At 67.5% G+C, this 13,737-nt stretch carries 17 protein-coding genes and 1 other RNA gene; 9 read left to right on the top strand and 9 right to left on the bottom strand.

All coding sequences use genetic code 11. The features are described from left to right. The first annotated feature begins 13 nt into the window (after positions 1-13). From AB4Z55_RS10170 to AB4Z55_RS10145, 6 genes are read left to right on the top strand one after another with little or no spacing between them, the layout of a single operon-like run. Entirely contained in the window at positions 14-853 is an 840-nt protein-coding gene (locus AB4Z55_RS10170) for an ABC transporter ATP-binding protein (RefSeq protein ID WP_064571666.1), read from the top strand. Continuing rightward, complete coding sequence (locus AB4Z55_RS10165) at positions 850-1,980, top strand: ABC transporter permease (protein WP_064571665.1); 1,131 nt, start codon at positions 850-852, stop codon at positions 1,978-1,980. Before AB4Z55_RS10170 ends, AB4Z55_RS10165 begins: the two co-directional genes overlap by 4 nt. Further along, on the top strand, positions 1,977-2,618 hold the full coding sequence (locus tag AB4Z55_RS10160) for a bifunctional 2-polyprenyl-6-hydroxyphenol methylase/3-demethylubiquinol 3-O-methyltransferase UbiG (protein WP_004023687.1): 642 nt from the start codon (positions 1,977-1,979) through the stop codon (positions 2,616-2,618). Before AB4Z55_RS10165 ends, AB4Z55_RS10160 begins: the two co-directional genes overlap by 4 nt. 54 nt (positions 2,619-2,672) lie before the next feature. Further along, positions 2,673-3,596, top strand: a complete 924-nt coding sequence (locus AB4Z55_RS10155) for a metal ABC transporter substrate-binding protein (protein WP_101821126.1) — start codon at positions 2,673-2,675, stop codon at positions 3,594-3,596. Beyond that, positions 3,593-4,399, top strand: coding sequence for a metal ABC transporter ATP-binding protein (locus AB4Z55_RS10150; RefSeq protein ID WP_369519653.1), 807 nt, complete (start codon positions 3,593-3,595; stop codon positions 4,397-4,399). The genes AB4Z55_RS10155 and AB4Z55_RS10150 overlap by 4 nt, the downstream gene beginning before the upstream one ends. Beyond that, complete coding sequence (locus AB4Z55_RS10145) at positions 4,396-5,274, top strand: metal ABC transporter permease (RefSeq protein WP_369519652.1); 879 nt, start codon at positions 4,396-4,398, stop codon at positions 5,272-5,274. The genes AB4Z55_RS10150 and AB4Z55_RS10145 overlap by 4 nt, the downstream gene beginning before the upstream one ends. Positions 5,275-5,330: 56 nt before the next feature. Here the strand turns inward: AB4Z55_RS10145 and ssrA are convergent. After that, positions 5,331-5,704: a transfer-messenger RNA gene (gene ssrA / locus AB4Z55_RS10140) on the bottom strand. A gap of 61 nt (positions 5,705-5,765) precedes the next feature. Next, positions 5,766-6,347, bottom strand: coding sequence for a TetR/AcrR family transcriptional regulator (locus AB4Z55_RS10135; RefSeq protein ID WP_369519651.1), 582 nt, complete (start codon positions 6,345-6,347; stop codon positions 5,766-5,768). 144 nt (positions 6,348-6,491) lie between these two features. On the opposite strand from AB4Z55_RS10135, the gene AB4Z55_RS10130 reads away from it, so the two are divergent. Both AB4Z55_RS10130 and AB4Z55_RS10125 read left to right on the top strand, forming a co-directional pair. Next, on the top strand, positions 6,492-6,848 hold the full coding sequence (locus tag AB4Z55_RS10130; RefSeq protein WP_239402656.1) for a hypothetical protein: 357 nt from the start codon (positions 6,492-6,494) through the stop codon (positions 6,846-6,848). Between the two features lie 144 nt (positions 6,849-6,992). Beyond that, positions 6,993-7,538 (top strand): hypothetical protein, encoded by a 546-nt coding sequence (locus AB4Z55_RS10125; RefSeq protein ID WP_354562291.1) that lies wholly within the window; start codon positions 6,993-6,995, stop codon positions 7,536-7,538. A 1-nt stretch (position 7,539) separates the two neighbouring features. Here AB4Z55_RS10125 and smpB read toward each other — a convergent pair whose 3' ends face one another. The 7 genes from smpB to AB4Z55_RS10090 all read right to left on the bottom strand — a co-directional run bounded on the left by smpB (position 7,540) and on the right by AB4Z55_RS10090 (position 12,909). Then, on the bottom strand, positions 7,540-8,016 hold the full coding sequence (gene smpB / locus AB4Z55_RS10120) for an SsrA-binding protein SmpB (RefSeq protein WP_004023694.1): 477 nt from the start codon (positions 8,014-8,016) through the stop codon (positions 7,540-7,542). A 75-nt stretch (positions 8,017-8,091) separates the two neighbouring features. Then, positions 8,092-9,000, bottom strand: a complete 909-nt coding sequence (ftsX, locus tag AB4Z55_RS10115) for a permease-like cell division protein FtsX (RefSeq protein WP_004023695.1) — start codon at positions 8,998-9,000, stop codon at positions 8,092-8,094. Between the two features lie 54 nt (positions 9,001-9,054). Beyond that, positions 9,055-9,741, bottom strand: coding sequence for a cell division ATP-binding protein FtsE (gene ftsE, locus AB4Z55_RS10110; RefSeq protein WP_004023696.1), 687 nt, complete (start codon positions 9,739-9,741; stop codon positions 9,055-9,057). A 91-nt stretch (positions 9,742-9,832) separates the two neighbouring features. Continuing rightward, positions 9,833-10,402, bottom strand: coding sequence for a hypothetical protein (locus tag AB4Z55_RS10105; protein WP_004023697.1), 570 nt, complete (start codon positions 10,400-10,402; stop codon positions 9,833-9,835). Further along, positions 10,402-11,358, bottom strand: a complete 957-nt coding sequence (locus tag AB4Z55_RS10100; RefSeq protein ID WP_004023698.1) for a mechanosensitive ion channel family protein — start codon at positions 11,356-11,358, stop codon at positions 10,402-10,404. Before AB4Z55_RS10100 ends, AB4Z55_RS10105 begins: the two co-directional genes overlap by 1 nt. Further along, the gene (gene prfB / locus AB4Z55_RS10095; protein ID WP_004023699.1) at positions 11,355-12,470 is read right to left on the bottom strand and encodes a peptide chain release factor 2; all 1,116 of its coding nucleotides are present in this window, start codon (positions 12,468-12,470) and stop codon (positions 11,355-11,357) included. Before prfB ends, AB4Z55_RS10100 begins: the two co-directional genes overlap by 4 nt. Positions 12,471-12,516: 46 nt before the next feature. Further along, positions 12,517-12,909, bottom strand: a complete 393-nt coding sequence (locus tag AB4Z55_RS10090; protein WP_064571658.1) for a hypothetical protein — start codon at positions 12,907-12,909, stop codon at positions 12,517-12,519. Positions 12,910-12,928: 19 nt separating this feature from the next. On the opposite strand from AB4Z55_RS10090, the gene hisN reads away from it, so the two are divergent. Further along, entirely contained in the window at positions 12,929-13,732 is an 804-nt protein-coding gene (hisN, locus tag AB4Z55_RS10085; protein WP_101821144.1) for a histidinol-phosphatase, read from the top strand. Positions 13,733-13,737 lie beyond the last annotated feature (5 nt).

Here is a 13,737-nt window from a genome sequence, read left to right as displayed (position 1 = left end):
CTACGGTCGAGGCATGTCACTGGTCGCGACCGGGCTCTCGCGCACCTTCGGACGGCACACCGCCGTCGTCGATGCGAGCCTCGAACTCAGATCCGGCAGGATCACCGGCCTCGTCGGCCCCAACGGGGCCGGCAAGACGACTCTGCTCCTGCTCCTCGCCGGCCTGCTCGCCCCCGACACCGGCTCGATCACGGTCGACGACGCCCCGGTGCAGCCGACCGACATGCGTCGGCTGACCGGGTGGATGCCGGACATCTTCGGCACCTGGGAGAGTCTCACGGCGCGCGAGATCCTGACGACGTTCGGCAAGCTCTACGGAATGCCCACCACCCAGGCCCGGCAACGCGCCGCTGAACTCCTCGAGCTGGTCCACCTGACCGATCTCGCGACGCGGCCGGCACACGAGTTGTCGCGCGGCCAGAAACAGCGACTCGGCTTCGCCCGCGCCCTGGTGCATCGGCCCCGGATCCTCCTGCTCGACGAGCCGGCCTCCGGCATGGACCCGCGGTCGCGGATGGACTTGCGCAGTCAGTTACGCCGCCTCGCCGACGATGGATGCTCGATCCTCGTGTCGTCGCACATTCTCTCCGAGCTCGAGGAGATGGTCGACGACGTCGTGCTGATGACCGAGGGCCGGACCCACGCCCCGCAGGGCGCGGCCGGCGGGGTATGGCGCATCAGACTCGTCGGGCAGCCTCCCGGGCAGGCGCGGGACGTCCGTTTCGACGACGAGTCCGACGCCGCGCGGCACCTTGCACAACTGGTGTCCTCCGGGGCCGCGGTCAGCGAATTCACTCCCGTGTCCACCGGCATCGAAGACGCCTACCTCGCACTCGACCCGGAGCGCCGATGATCACGCAACCCGACGCGCCATCGTCGCGCACGTCATTCACCGGCTGGTGGCGCATGGTCGGGGTCATCGTCGAACTCGAACTGCGCCAGCGGCTCCGGACGACGAGGTGGAAGGCCACGCTCATCGTCGCCTTCGTCGTGATCTCGCTGGCGGTCTTCGGATCGATGTACCTGGCCGTGGGAGTGTTCGGCGGCACCTACACCGGATGGGCGTCGAACCTGTACGGGCTCCTGGTCGGATTCCTGTTGCTGCTCGGGATCATCGTGGCCCCGACGCTGGCGGCGACGACGATCAACGGCGACCGCAAGGATGCAACCCTGGCCGTGGTCCAGGACACCGCGATCGGCAACTGGCAACTGGCGCTCGGCAAGCTCATCGGGAGCTGGGTGGCCGGGATGGCCTTGGTCGCCGTCGCCACCCCGTATCTGATCTGGGGCGTGATCGAAGCGCCGCAACCGATCTGGCGCGGCGTGCTCGGCGCGATCGTCCTGGCACTGATCTTCGCCTGCTACGCGGGAATCGGACTCGGATTCTCCGCGGTGACGGCGCGCCCGGCGGGATCCGCGGTGTTGACGCAAGCGGCCGTCTTCTTCCTCCTCCTCGGCCTCCCGGTGGTCTTCGGCCTCCTGTATCCGACGGTCGCACAGACGCATTCGGTGGTCCGCACCGAGACGACGGTGACCGACCCATCGAGTCCGACGCCGACCTGGACGTGTCGGGAGGTCACCCGAGACGAGGAGTTCCACCATCACGAACGCATCTGGTGGCTCCTCGCCCCGAACCCGTTCTTCATCGTGGCCGACGCCGTGTCCTCGCCACCGGAGAACCCGATGAGATCCTCCGACAGCACGGCGGCTCAGGAGATCTCCCGGACGCTGTCGGCAGTGCGGGCGGGTCCGTACATCGGCCCACGGACGTGCGCCGACATCTCCTACGGTTACGTCGACCAGCACGCCCCCACCGGACACATCGCCCGCGAGGCCGCCCACGAGACGTCCGAGATGGGCCACTCGTGGGTTGTCGGCCTGGGGATCTATCTGGTGTTCGGTGGGCTGGGTTACGTCGTCGCCGCACGTCGTCTCCGGATTCCGGCCGGAAAACTCCCGCGCGGCGTCCGGATCGCATGAGTTCAGCTGACGACGACGCCGGGTTCCAGCCCGGATACGACGCGCTCGCCGACCTGTACGCCACGACGTTCCCGTCACCGTTCTCCAACACTCTGCAGCGTCACGTCATCGATGCCTTCGTCGACCATGTCCGCGGGAGCGGCGTCCCCGGAACCGTGCTGGACGTGGGCTGCGGGCCGGGTGGGGTGACGGCGGAAGTGGCGGCCGCGGGCCTCGATGTCATCGGCGCCGATCCGAGTACGGAGATGGTGCGGATCGCGAGAACATCGCATGCCGACCTTCGGTTTGTCCTCGACGATGCACGGCTGAGATCGCCAGAGCTCGACGAGATCGACATCGCCGCGGTGGTCGCGCGATTCAGCCTGATTCATGTGCCGCCCGGATCCGTCCCGGACATCCTCCGCGGCTGGGCCGCTCGGATGAGGCCCGGCGGCGTCGTGCTGATCGCGGGACAGACCACCGAGGCGGACGAGGTCATCGAGTTCGATCATCGCGTGGCGCCCGCCTGGCGGTGGCACCCGGATCGCATGTCCGCCGCACTGGCCGGAGCCGGGCTCGACGAGGAATGGCGAACGGTGCGCCGCGCCGACGACGACCACCGTTTTCCCGAGTTCCACCTGCTCGCACGGCGACGGTAGCTGCGAGCGCGCCCCGAACTAGAAAGTTCGGGCAGCCGAAACTATAGTGTCGGCATGCCCAAGCGCGCGCGTCGTCGGTTCGTCCCCGTCGGGGCCCTCCTTGCCGCCGTCTGCACGATCGTCGCGGGGTGCACGCTGTCGAGCCGGCTCCCCGACGAGAAGGTCGTGCTCACGACGTTCACCGTGCTCGCCGACATCGCCTCCGAAGTCGCCGGCGACCGCCTGGAGGTGGAGTCGATCACCAAGCCGGGCGCCGAGATCCACGGGTACGAGCCGACCCCCGGTGACATCCGGCGCGCCGCGACCGCCTCGCTCATCCTCGACAACGGTCTGAACCTCGAAGCCTGGTTCGCGCAGTTCGTCGACGGCCTCGACGTCCGGCACGTCGTCGTCAGCGAGGGTGTCGAGCCGATCGACATCGCTTCGGATGCATACGCGGGCAAGCCGAATCCGCATGCGTGGATGAGTCCGGTGAACGTGCAGATCTATGTCGACAACATGGTTCGGGCGTTCACGGAACTCGATCCCGACGGCGCCACCACCTTCGAATCCAATGCGGCCGCCTACAAGAAGCAGCTTCAGCAGGTGCAGACCGGCCTCACCTCCGCACTGGCCGGACTGCCTGCCAACGAACGGGCCCTCGTCACCTGCGAAGGCGCGTTCTCCTACCTCGCCCGCGACGCCGGGCTCACCGAACGCTATATCTGGCCGGTCAACGCCGAACAGCAGGCGACGCCGCAACAGGTCGCCGCGGCGATCGATTTCGTCCGGGAGAACCGGGTCCCCGGCGTGTTCTGCGAATCCACCGTCTCCGACGCCCCGATGAAGCAGGTCGTCAACGCGACCGACGCCCGATTCGGCGGCACCCTGTATGTCGATTCGCTTTCCGAAGCCGACGGCCCCGTACCCACCTACCTCGACCTCATCCGCCACGACGTCGCGACCATCGTGTCGGGCCTGACCGGGAGCAACACGTGAACGCCTCAGCGACTAGCGGTTCCGCCATCGAGGTGACGGACGTGACCGTGCGGTACGGCGACATCCTCGCCCTCGACCACGCGTCGGTGCGAGTACCCGCCGGCCAGGTGTGCGGCCTTGTGGGCATGAACGGATCGGGCAAGTCGACGCTGTTCAAGACGATCGTGGGGTCGGTGACCCCGACGACCGGCACGGTCCGGCTCGGCGGTCGGACGCCGGCCGCGGCGCGTCGAGCCGGCGCGCTCGGCTACGTGCCGCAGTCCGAGGACATCGACTGGACCTTCCCGGTCTCGGTCCGCGACGTCGTGATGACGGGTCGCTACGGCCATCTGGGATTCACGCGTCGCCCGAAACGGTCCGACCACGACGCCGTCGACGAAGCCCTCGCACGCGTCGAGCTCACCGACTTCGCCGACCGTCAGATCGGCCAGTTGTCGGGCGGGCAGCGCAAGCGGGCCTTCGTCGCCCGCGGCATCGCACAGGAAGCCGGGATTCTGTTGCTCGACGAGCCGTTCGCCGGCGTCGACAAACGCACCGAGGCCACCATCACCGCGCTGCTGCGCGAGCTCGCCGACGCCGGGACGACGATCCTGGTGTCCACCCACGACCTGCAGGTCCTACCCGAGCTGGCCGACGAGGCGATCCTGCTGATGCGCCGGGTGATCGCCCAGGGCGCGCCGACCAAGGTGATCACCACCGACAACCTCGTCCGCGCATTCGGCCTCGATCCACTCGCCCGACCGACTTCCGAACGCCGCGAGTTCGGGCGCCTCGACTCCGAACACCGCGAGGAGGTCTCGTGACCATCGTCGACATCCTTCTCGACCCGTTCGCCTACGCGTTCATGACGCGTGCGCTCTGGGCGACCCTGATCGCCTCGGTCGTGTGTGCGCTGCTGTCGTGCTGGCTCGTGCTGATCGGCTGGTCGCTGATGGGCGACGCCGTCTCGCACGCGGTCTTGCCCGGCGTGGTCCTCGCCTACATCGTCGGCGTCCCGTTCGCCATCGGCGCGGTGATCTTCGGCTTCCTCGCGGTGGCACTGATCGGCGCCGTCCGCGACGGCGGCCGGGTCAAGGAGGATGCGGCCATCGGCATCGTCTTCACGACCCTGTTCGCATTCGGGCTGGTGCTGATCTCGGTGACGCCGAGCCAGACCGACCTCAACCACATCATCTTCGGCAATCTGCTGGGTGTCTCGACGTCGGATCTGGTGCAGATCGCGATCCTGGGCGCGATCGTGGCGGCCCTGCTCCTCCTCAAGCGGCGCGACTTCACTCTCTACGCCTTCGACCGCACGCACGCCTTCGCGATCGGACTCAGCCCGCGGTTGCTGGGCGCGGCCCTTCTCGCGCTGCTCGCCCTCACGGCGGTGACGGCCCTGCAGGTCGTCGGCATCGTGCTGGTGGTCGCGATGCTCATCATCCCCGGCGCGACGGCCCGATTGCTCACCGACCGGTTCGGCCGGATGCTGATCATCGCACCGGCCATCTCGGCGATCTGTGGGGTCATCGGCCTGTACATCTCCTATTACCAGGACACCTCGCCCGGCGGGATGGTCGTCCTCGTCCAGGGCATCGCGTTCTTCGGTGTGTATCTGTTCAGTCCGACCCACGGGGTCATCACCAAACGACGCAAACACCGCGAGAGTGCGTCCCTCGACGCGCTGACTACCGGTTGATCGGCCCGAGCCCATGACAGACGAAAGCGCCCCACCTGAACAGGTGGGGCGCTTTCTCGTGGAGCTGCCGGGAATTGAACCCGGGTCCTCCGTCGTGTTGTTAGGGCTTCTCCGTGTGCAGTCCGCTATGTCTCTACTTGGATCTCTCGGTCACGCGAACAAGCCGAGATGACGATCCCAGTCGCTGTTTGGTGTTCCGACCTCACCCGCGACCGGCGAGGACGGTGAGCTCCCATGGATGATGCCGGCATCCGGGTCTGGGAGCATAACCCGGGCCGACAGACTAGCCGTCGCTACTCAGGCAGCGAGGGCGTAGTCGCGCTGATTGGAATCGGCGCTTAATTGGTTGCTGCGACGCTCACGGTGGTCTCCAGCCTGCACCGACACGCTTCCCCTATCTCGACGCACGAAGTCGAAACCGATCAGCCCCGAGTAGGACCCGCCGACCGGAGTCAGCGAGCACTTCAGTCTAACAACTCGTTCCGCAGAGTTCATTCCCGTTTCCCCCGAGACCTCCGGCGGGGGTCACTCTCGGCGGCGAAGACCATGGGCGCGAACGCGGTGACGACTCGGTCCTCCCAGTCACCGGCGACACCTCCGGTGCGGGCGCGTTCGGCGACGAGCGCCCCGACGATGCCGTCGACCAGCATCTCCGGCTCCATCGTCGCCGCGAATTGACCGCGCCGTTTGCCCGCGTCGAGTACCTCTCGGAGTTCGGCGCGGTGGCGCGCGAGGACCTGTCGGAAGAGCACGCCGAACTCGGGATCGGAATCGGTCAGCAGGGCCGCCATGCCGCCGAAACCGATTCCGTCGAGCACCATCGACGCCGCGTGGGTCACCACCCAGCGCAGCCGGGCCTCCGCGGGAAGGTCCACATCAGGCGGCTCGACGACAGCGACGTCGAGCAGAGCTGCGCCGAGCATCTCGTTCCGGTTGCGGTAGCGGCGATAGATCGTCGTACGCGCCACCCCGGAATGGGCTGCCACGCTCTCGATCGTGACCCCGGCTGGTCCGCGGGTCCGGAGCAACTCCAGGGTCGAACGGACGATCTTCGGGCCGCTGCCGCCTGCCACGTCGTGGTCACCTCACGCTTTCCCGCCGATTCCGGTTCCGACCGTCGGCAGGAATACTACCGCGCCACGAAACGCTACACGTAGTGTTGCGCTACAGTCACTGTAGCGATCCGGGTCGGGACCACTCAGCGAAAGGACTCCTTCATGCACGACACACCTCGATCGACATCCGTGGCTTTCACCGGATATCTGATCCTGCTTCTCGGATTTCTGTTCCTCGGGTTGTTCGTGATGGCACTGGCCGGCGGCATCGCCGCGCCCGCATGGCCGTTCGGCGCCGCCATGGCCGTCTTCCTGATCACGTCTGTCGCGTGCTTCCGGCATCAATCAGAGCTCAGCCGCCGGTCGCGGATCTCCGGCGGCGACATCGTGTCCGCTGATCCACTGACACCGCTCCTCCGACGAACCGACATCGAGCGCTACGAGCGCACGTACCGCCCCAGAGCCGACGTGTCGACCATGCACCGGACGGAGTGGACCAGCGTCGATCGCGCCGCCTGACGACGACAACCCACGCAATGGCGGAGTCGTCGAGCTGCCAGCTCATTCACAGCTGCCCGCCAGGCCCGGCCCAGGCGCCACCGGGATCGTGGAGACCTCGTGAGCCGAGGACGGACTCGGCCGACCGACGAGAGCGAGACCGACATGACCTCCCCGACCCCCGGCGAGCACGAACCCGACCGCGCCTCCCCCAACCCGCAGGCGCCCGACCCATCTGACGACGCCGCGACCACGCCGATCAGCCCGACGCCGACGCCGGGAGCGAACCCCCATGACTCCCTCGACGCGAACGGCTCCGCCGCCCACGGCATGCCCGCCGAATCCCACCCGGTCGCGCCGAAAACCGCGCCGGCGCGCTCGGCCCTGATCGCCGGCGCAGCCGGACTGGCCATCGTCGCGGGCGCGTTGGGTTTCGGGGCCGGTTACATCACCGGTGACACGACGTCCGAGCGTCCCGCACCGGCCGCCGTCTGGCAGCAGGGCGGCAACGGGCCCGGAATGGGAGGCGGCCCACAGATGAATGGACCCCAGATGAATGGACCCCAGATGGGTCAGCCCGGGATGGGCGGCCTACCGGGCAGGCAGAACCGCGACGGTGAGGGCGACCCCGAGTCCGACGAGCAGGACGGTCAGAACACGACGCCCGGGGCGCCGACGCAGCAACAGGGTCAGGCCGACACGGGCGCCTGACTCACCCCATCCCCTTCACGCGACGCCCGACCTCACGCTCGACCTCGCGTTGGGCGGTGCGCTTGGCGATGTCCTGGCGCTTGTCGTGGGCCTGTTTACCGCGGGCCAGGGCGAGCTCGACCTTCACCTTGCCGTCGTTGAAGTACATCGACAGCGGCACCAGCGTGAGATTGCCGTCGCGGATCTTGCCCACGAGGTTGTCGATCTCGCGCCGGTGCATGAGCAGTTTGCGCTTGCGCCGCACGGAGTGATTGGTCCAGGAGCCGTTGCCGTACTCGGCGACGTGCAGGGCATGAAGCCACACCTCGCCGTCGTCGATCGTCGCGAACGCGTCGACCAGCGACGCCTTGCCTGCCCGGAGACTCTTCACCTCGGTGCCCACGAGCACGATCCCGGCCTCGAAGACGTCGAGGATGGCGTAGTTGTGCCGCGCCTTGCGATTGGACGCGATCACATTGCGTCCCTTTTCCTTCGGCATGCACTCACCTCCTCGCTCTGATGGTGACCGCTGCGTTGCAGATCACCGACGTTCCGAACCGTCGAGACCGACGGATCATTCCCGGACATAGACACGAAGCGTGACATACGCGGTCGCGCCGGCCAACACAATTCCGCCGAGCACGAGCCACGGGGCGACGAACAGCACGTCGGTCAGCTCGATCCGCGCGAAGAAGCTGACCCCGTACAACTCGCGTAACGCGTTGTCGAAGAAGAACTTCTTGGCCAGCAGCAGGCCACCGATGGCCAACACCGAGCCGACGAAGGCCGACACCACCGCCTCGAGCAGGAACGGCAGCTGTGTGTACCACCGGGTGGCGCCCACCAGGCGCATGATCGAGACCTCGGTCCGTCTCGTGAAGGCCGCGACCTGAACGGTGTTGATGATCAACAGGATCGCGGCAATCGCCAGCACCGAGGCGATCGCGAACGTCGCGTTGCGTACGCCGTCGAGCACGCTGAAGATCCGCTGCACCAGTTTGCGGTCGTCCTTGAAGGCGTCGACTCCCAGATCCTTCCGGGCCGCGTATTTGGTGAGCACCGCATCGAACTGATTCGGGTCGGACACCCGCACACGCAGGGAGGCCGGCAGCGTGCCCTCCACGATGTTCTCGGCGAGGTCGGGGTTGTTCGCGAAGATCTCCTTGGCGCGCTTGAAGGCCTCGTCCTTGTCCAGGTAGGTCACCGAGGTGACGCCCGGCTCGTTCTCGAGACCCCGACGCAGCTGGGCACACGGGTCGGATTCGCACTGCGGATCCCGCTCGGTCACCTCGGGATTGAGATAGAACTCCATCTCCACCCGGTCGAGGAAGATCTGCTGGCTCTTGTCCGCCATCTGGATCACCAGCAGACCACCACCGAACATTCCCAGTGTGATCGCGGTGGTGATGATCATCGCGATGGTCATGGTCGCGTTGCGGCGGAGTCCGTGGAGAACTTCGCTGATGATGAAATTCGCTCGCATGTCTGCTCAGACAGTCCTTGGGTCTCGGGGAAGTGTGTCGGGGCCGGCTGCGCGTCAGCCGATCCCGTACACGCCCTGCGGGTCGTTGCGGACGAGTTGGCCGCTGTCGAACTCGAGAACCCGTCGTCGCATCGCATCAACGATGTGACGGTCGTGGGTGGCCATCACCACCGTGGTGCCGCGGCGGTTGACGCGATCGAGCACGTCGACGATCTCTTCACTGGTCTCGGGGTCGAGGTTGCCGGTGGGCTCGTCGGCCAAGAGCACCAGCGGCCGGTTCACGATGGCGCGGGCGATCGCCACGCGCTGCATCTCACCACCGGACAGTTCGTTGGGCATGCGGTCGTGCTTGCCTTCGAGGCCGACGTACTCGAGCACTTCCGGCACCACCTTCTGGACGGTGGAACGCGGTCGTCCGATCACTTCGAGGGCGAAGGCGACGTTCTCCGCCACCGTCTTCTTCTGAAGCAGTCGGAAGTCCTGGAACACACATCCGATGGACTGGCGCAGCTTCGGCACGGACCCTGCCCGCAGTTTGTTCACGTGGAACTCGCCGAGGTAGACCTCGCCGCTCGTCGGCCGGTCCTCCTTGAGAAGGAGTCGGAAGAACGTCGACTTGCCCGACCCCGACGGACCGATCAGAAACGCGAACTCCCCCTTGTCGACCTCGAGGCTCAGATCTTTCAGAGCGGGTCGACTGGACGCCTTGTACTGCATCGTGACGTTCTCCAGCTTGATCACGATGTGCCAGTGTAACGACGACTCCTGAGAGTGCGTTCAGGCGCGACACCCCGTTGCATCCACCCGCCTGACCAGCCGTTTTCCGGCCGGGTCAGCGTGTCGGGACCGTGGTGGTCGGGGTCTGCCCGCCGAAATTCGGGAGAGGGATGTTCGGCAGCCCGGGGATGGTCTCGCGGCTGGTGCTCGGCGTCTGCGACCGCGTCCCGTCCGTCGACGTGCCGTCCGTGCCGTCGACACCGCCGGTGGTGTCGGTCGTCGACGATTCGGTGGTGGTGCTCGTCGTCGACGACGTCGTGGACGGCGGCGGCTCGTAGGTCGGTTCGACCGTCTGCGATGACGTCGGCGCGGGCCGCGCGGGCGCCGGCGCCACGACGCCGTAGCGCTGCGAGGTGTACCCGTACAGCACACAGCACGCCAGGAACACGGCGACGAGGATCGCTGTGCTGGTCCGGATCCGCGTACGCGCGATGTGACCCCAGTCGATGCGCCGTCTGCGGTCGGATCCGGACGGCGACTCCTGCGGGGGCGGATCCTGCGGGGGGATGCCCTGCGTCGGGATGATCTGGGTGGGGTCGTCCGCGCCGGGGATGGGTCGGGCGGTTCTGTCCTCGTGGGGCCCGTCGCGGCCCGGGGTGTCACCTGGGATGTTCGAGTCGGCCATCAGTCTCCCCCGTCCCGGTTGCCCTGGTCGGCGTGCGTCGCCGGCGGACCTCCCGCGGACCGCACCTCACGTGCGGGGACGTTGATCCCCTCCCGCGCCAGCGCCCGGATGATGTGCACACGCAGCGCGCGCCCGACCTCGAACTGTTTGCCCGGCAGGGTGCGCGTCACCATGCGCACGGTGATCGCGTCGAGCTCGAGGCTGGTGACGCCGAGCGACGACGGCGCGTCGAGCAGGAGGTCGTGCCAGCGCGGCAACGCGTAGAACTCACGGCCGACCCGATCGAGCGTCTCGTTGACCATCCCGATGTCGGCCTCGGACGGGACCGGGACGTCCACGACCGCGCGTGCCCAATCCTTGGAGAGGTTGGTCGCCTTGACGATCTGACCGTTGGGAACGGTGATGACCTCTCCCTCGGCGGTACGCAGCTTGGTCACCCGGAGCGTGACGTCCTCCACGGTGCCCTCGGCCGGCGCGTTACCCGTCACCGTCAGGTTGACCACGTCGCCGTAGCCGTACTGCTTCTCGGCCACGACGAAGAATCCGGCCAGGATGTCCTGCACGATGCGCTGCGCGCCGAAACCGAGTGCCGCGCCGATCACCGCGGTGGGTCCGGTCAACCCGCTGAGTGGGATGCCGAACACCGACAGTGCGTGGATGATCACGATGATCGCGATCACCACGATCAGCGTCCAGGCGACGACGTCGACCAGTGCCCGCCGGTGCTTCGCATCTTCGGTCTGCACGATGAGATCGCTGGTCGAGAACCGCGAGTCCACGCGCGAGGCGTATTTGTCGGCACCCCAGCGGATCAGCCGGGCCAGGAGCACGGCACCCAGGATCCAGATGACGATCTCGAGTCCGCTCGTCGCCAACCAGACGTAGACCCGGCCGAGCAGAACTTCGGTCGGGGTCGGCGCAGCGGCCAGCACGAGGTCGGCGGCTGAGGTGATCACGCTTCGGTGGTCGCCATCCGCCAGCGGATCCCGGCCTCGATGAACTTGTCCAGCTCGCCGTCGAGCACGGATGTGGGGTTGTTGTCCTCGACGCCCGTCCGCAGGTCCTTCACCATCTGGTACGGGTGCAGCACGTACGACCGCATCTGGTTGCCCCAGCTCGAGCCACCGTCACCCTTCAGGGCATCGAGTTCGGCGCGTTCCTCTTGCCGCTTGCGGTCGAGGAGTTTGGCCTGCAGGACTCGCATCGCCGACGCCTTGTTCTGCAGCTGGCTCTTCTCGTTCTGACACGTCACGACGATCCCGGTCGGGATGTGCGTGAGGCGGACCGCGGAGTCGGTCGTGTTGACCGACTGCCCGCCGGGGCCGGAGGACCGGTACACGTCGACCTTGATGTCGTTCTCGTCGACGTCGATGTGGTCGGTCGTCTCGACCACCGGCAGCACCTCGACCTCGGCGAACGACGTCTGGCGCCGGCTCTGGTTGTCGAACGGACTGATGCGCACGAGTCGATGGGTGCCCTGCTCGACGGAGAGAGTGCCGTACATGTACGGGGCCTTCACCGCGAAAGTCGCGCTCTTGAGGCCCGCCTCCTCGGCGTAGGACGTGTCGTAGACCTCGACCCCGTACCCCTTCTGCTCGGCCCACCGGATGTACATGCGCATCAGCATCTGAGCCCAGTCCGCGGCGTCGACGCCGCCGGCACCCGAGCGGATGTTGACGACCGCGTCGCGCGAGTCGTACTCGCCGGCGAGCATCGTCTTGACCTCCATCGCCTGGATGTCGGTCCGCAGACTCTCGCGCTCGGCATCGGCGTCGGCCAGGGCGGCGACCTTGTCGTCACCCTCTTCGGCATCGGCGAGCTCGTACAGCACGGGGAGATCCTCGAGCCGCTGGCGCAGCTCGGAGACCTTCCGGAGTTCGGATTGCGCGTGCGACAGCTCGCTGGTGACCTTCTGGGCATGGTCCTGGTCGTTCCACAGGTCCGGGTCCGAGGCCTGCATCTCGAGCTCGTCGATGCGACGGCGCAGCTCTTCGAGGTCGAGCACCTTCTCCACAGTGGTCAAGGTGGCGTCGAGGGATTCGAGGTCTGCGGTCACGTCGGGATGCACGGTTATCCAGAGTACCGACAGTCCGGCGCGGGAGCGCCCGGGAGGATCAGAGTGGGTCGGGGCCGGGCTCGGGCATGACGCCGAACCGCCACGATGTCGCGGCCTTGTTCGGCTTGTAGAGAACCGGCAGATCGTCGCCGATCTGCGGCCAGGGGTCCCCTGCCCCGAGCACCAGCGTCCCGTACACCTCGGTGGGGCTGGTCTCGGGACCGACGATCGTTCCGGAGATCGTGCAGAAGCGGTCGCCGTTCTTGTCGGTGGCGCTCCGGGTCGGCTCGTCGTCGCGGTCGGAGACCCCGACGATGGTGAACGTGCCCTGCACGAACTGGGAGGCCTTCGCCGCCGACATCGGCTGCGGATTGCGTCCGCGCTGCCACTGAACCACCAGCACCACCACGAGTGCCGCGATCAACAGGGTGAACGTCACGGTCAGCAACATGACAGCTACCCTACCGGGCATGTCCGTCCCTCCCGGCCCGACGAAGTACAGCGACGACGTCGAACTCGCACTCTCACTCGCCGACTCCGCCGACGCGCTGACGATGGACCGGTTCGGGGCGGTCGATCTCCGCGTCGACGACAAGCCGGACCTCACACCCGTATCCGACGCCGATCTCGCCTGCGAGACGATGATCCGCGAACGGCTCGCGGCGCGCCGGCCCACCGACACCGTTCTCGGCGAGGAGTTCGGCGGCGACGCCGCACTGTCCGGACGGCAATGGGTCGTCGATCCCATCGACGGCACCAAGAACTTCGTGCGCGGCGTCCCGGTGTGGGCCACCCTGATCGCGCTTCTCATCGACGGCGTGCCGACGGTCGGCGTGATCTCGGCGCCGGCCCTCCGCCGACGCTGGTGGGCGGCAACGGGTCTCGGCGCCCATACCCGGTTCGACGACGAAGACGTGCGTCGCCTGTCGGTGTCCGGGGTCGCCGACCTCGGGTCGGCGAGCCTGGCGTTCTCGAGCCTGTCCGGGTGGGCCGACCGCGGTATCCGGGACCGGTTCGTCGACCTCACCGACCGGGTGTGGCGCGTGCGCGGTTACGGCGACTTCTTCAACTACTGCCTCGTCGCCGAGGGCGCGGTCGACATCACCGCCGAACCCGAGGTCTCGCTGTGGGACCTGGCACCCCTCGACGTCCTGGTGCGCGAGGCGGGCGGACGCTTCACCGCACTCGACGGCACACCCGGACCCGCCGGCGGTAGTGCGGTGGCCAGCAACGGGCTGCTCCACGACGAGGTCGTCGAGGCCCTGCGCGCCTGAGGACG

The sequence above is a fragment of the Gordonia sp. ABKF26 genome, assembly GCF_041103195.1.
Lineage (GTDB): Bacteria > Actinomycetota > Actinomycetes > Mycobacteriales > Mycobacteriaceae > Gordonia > Gordonia terrae.
The sequence above is the reverse complement of the archived record's forward strand: the minus strand, read 5'-3'. Positions and strand labels throughout refer to the sequence as shown.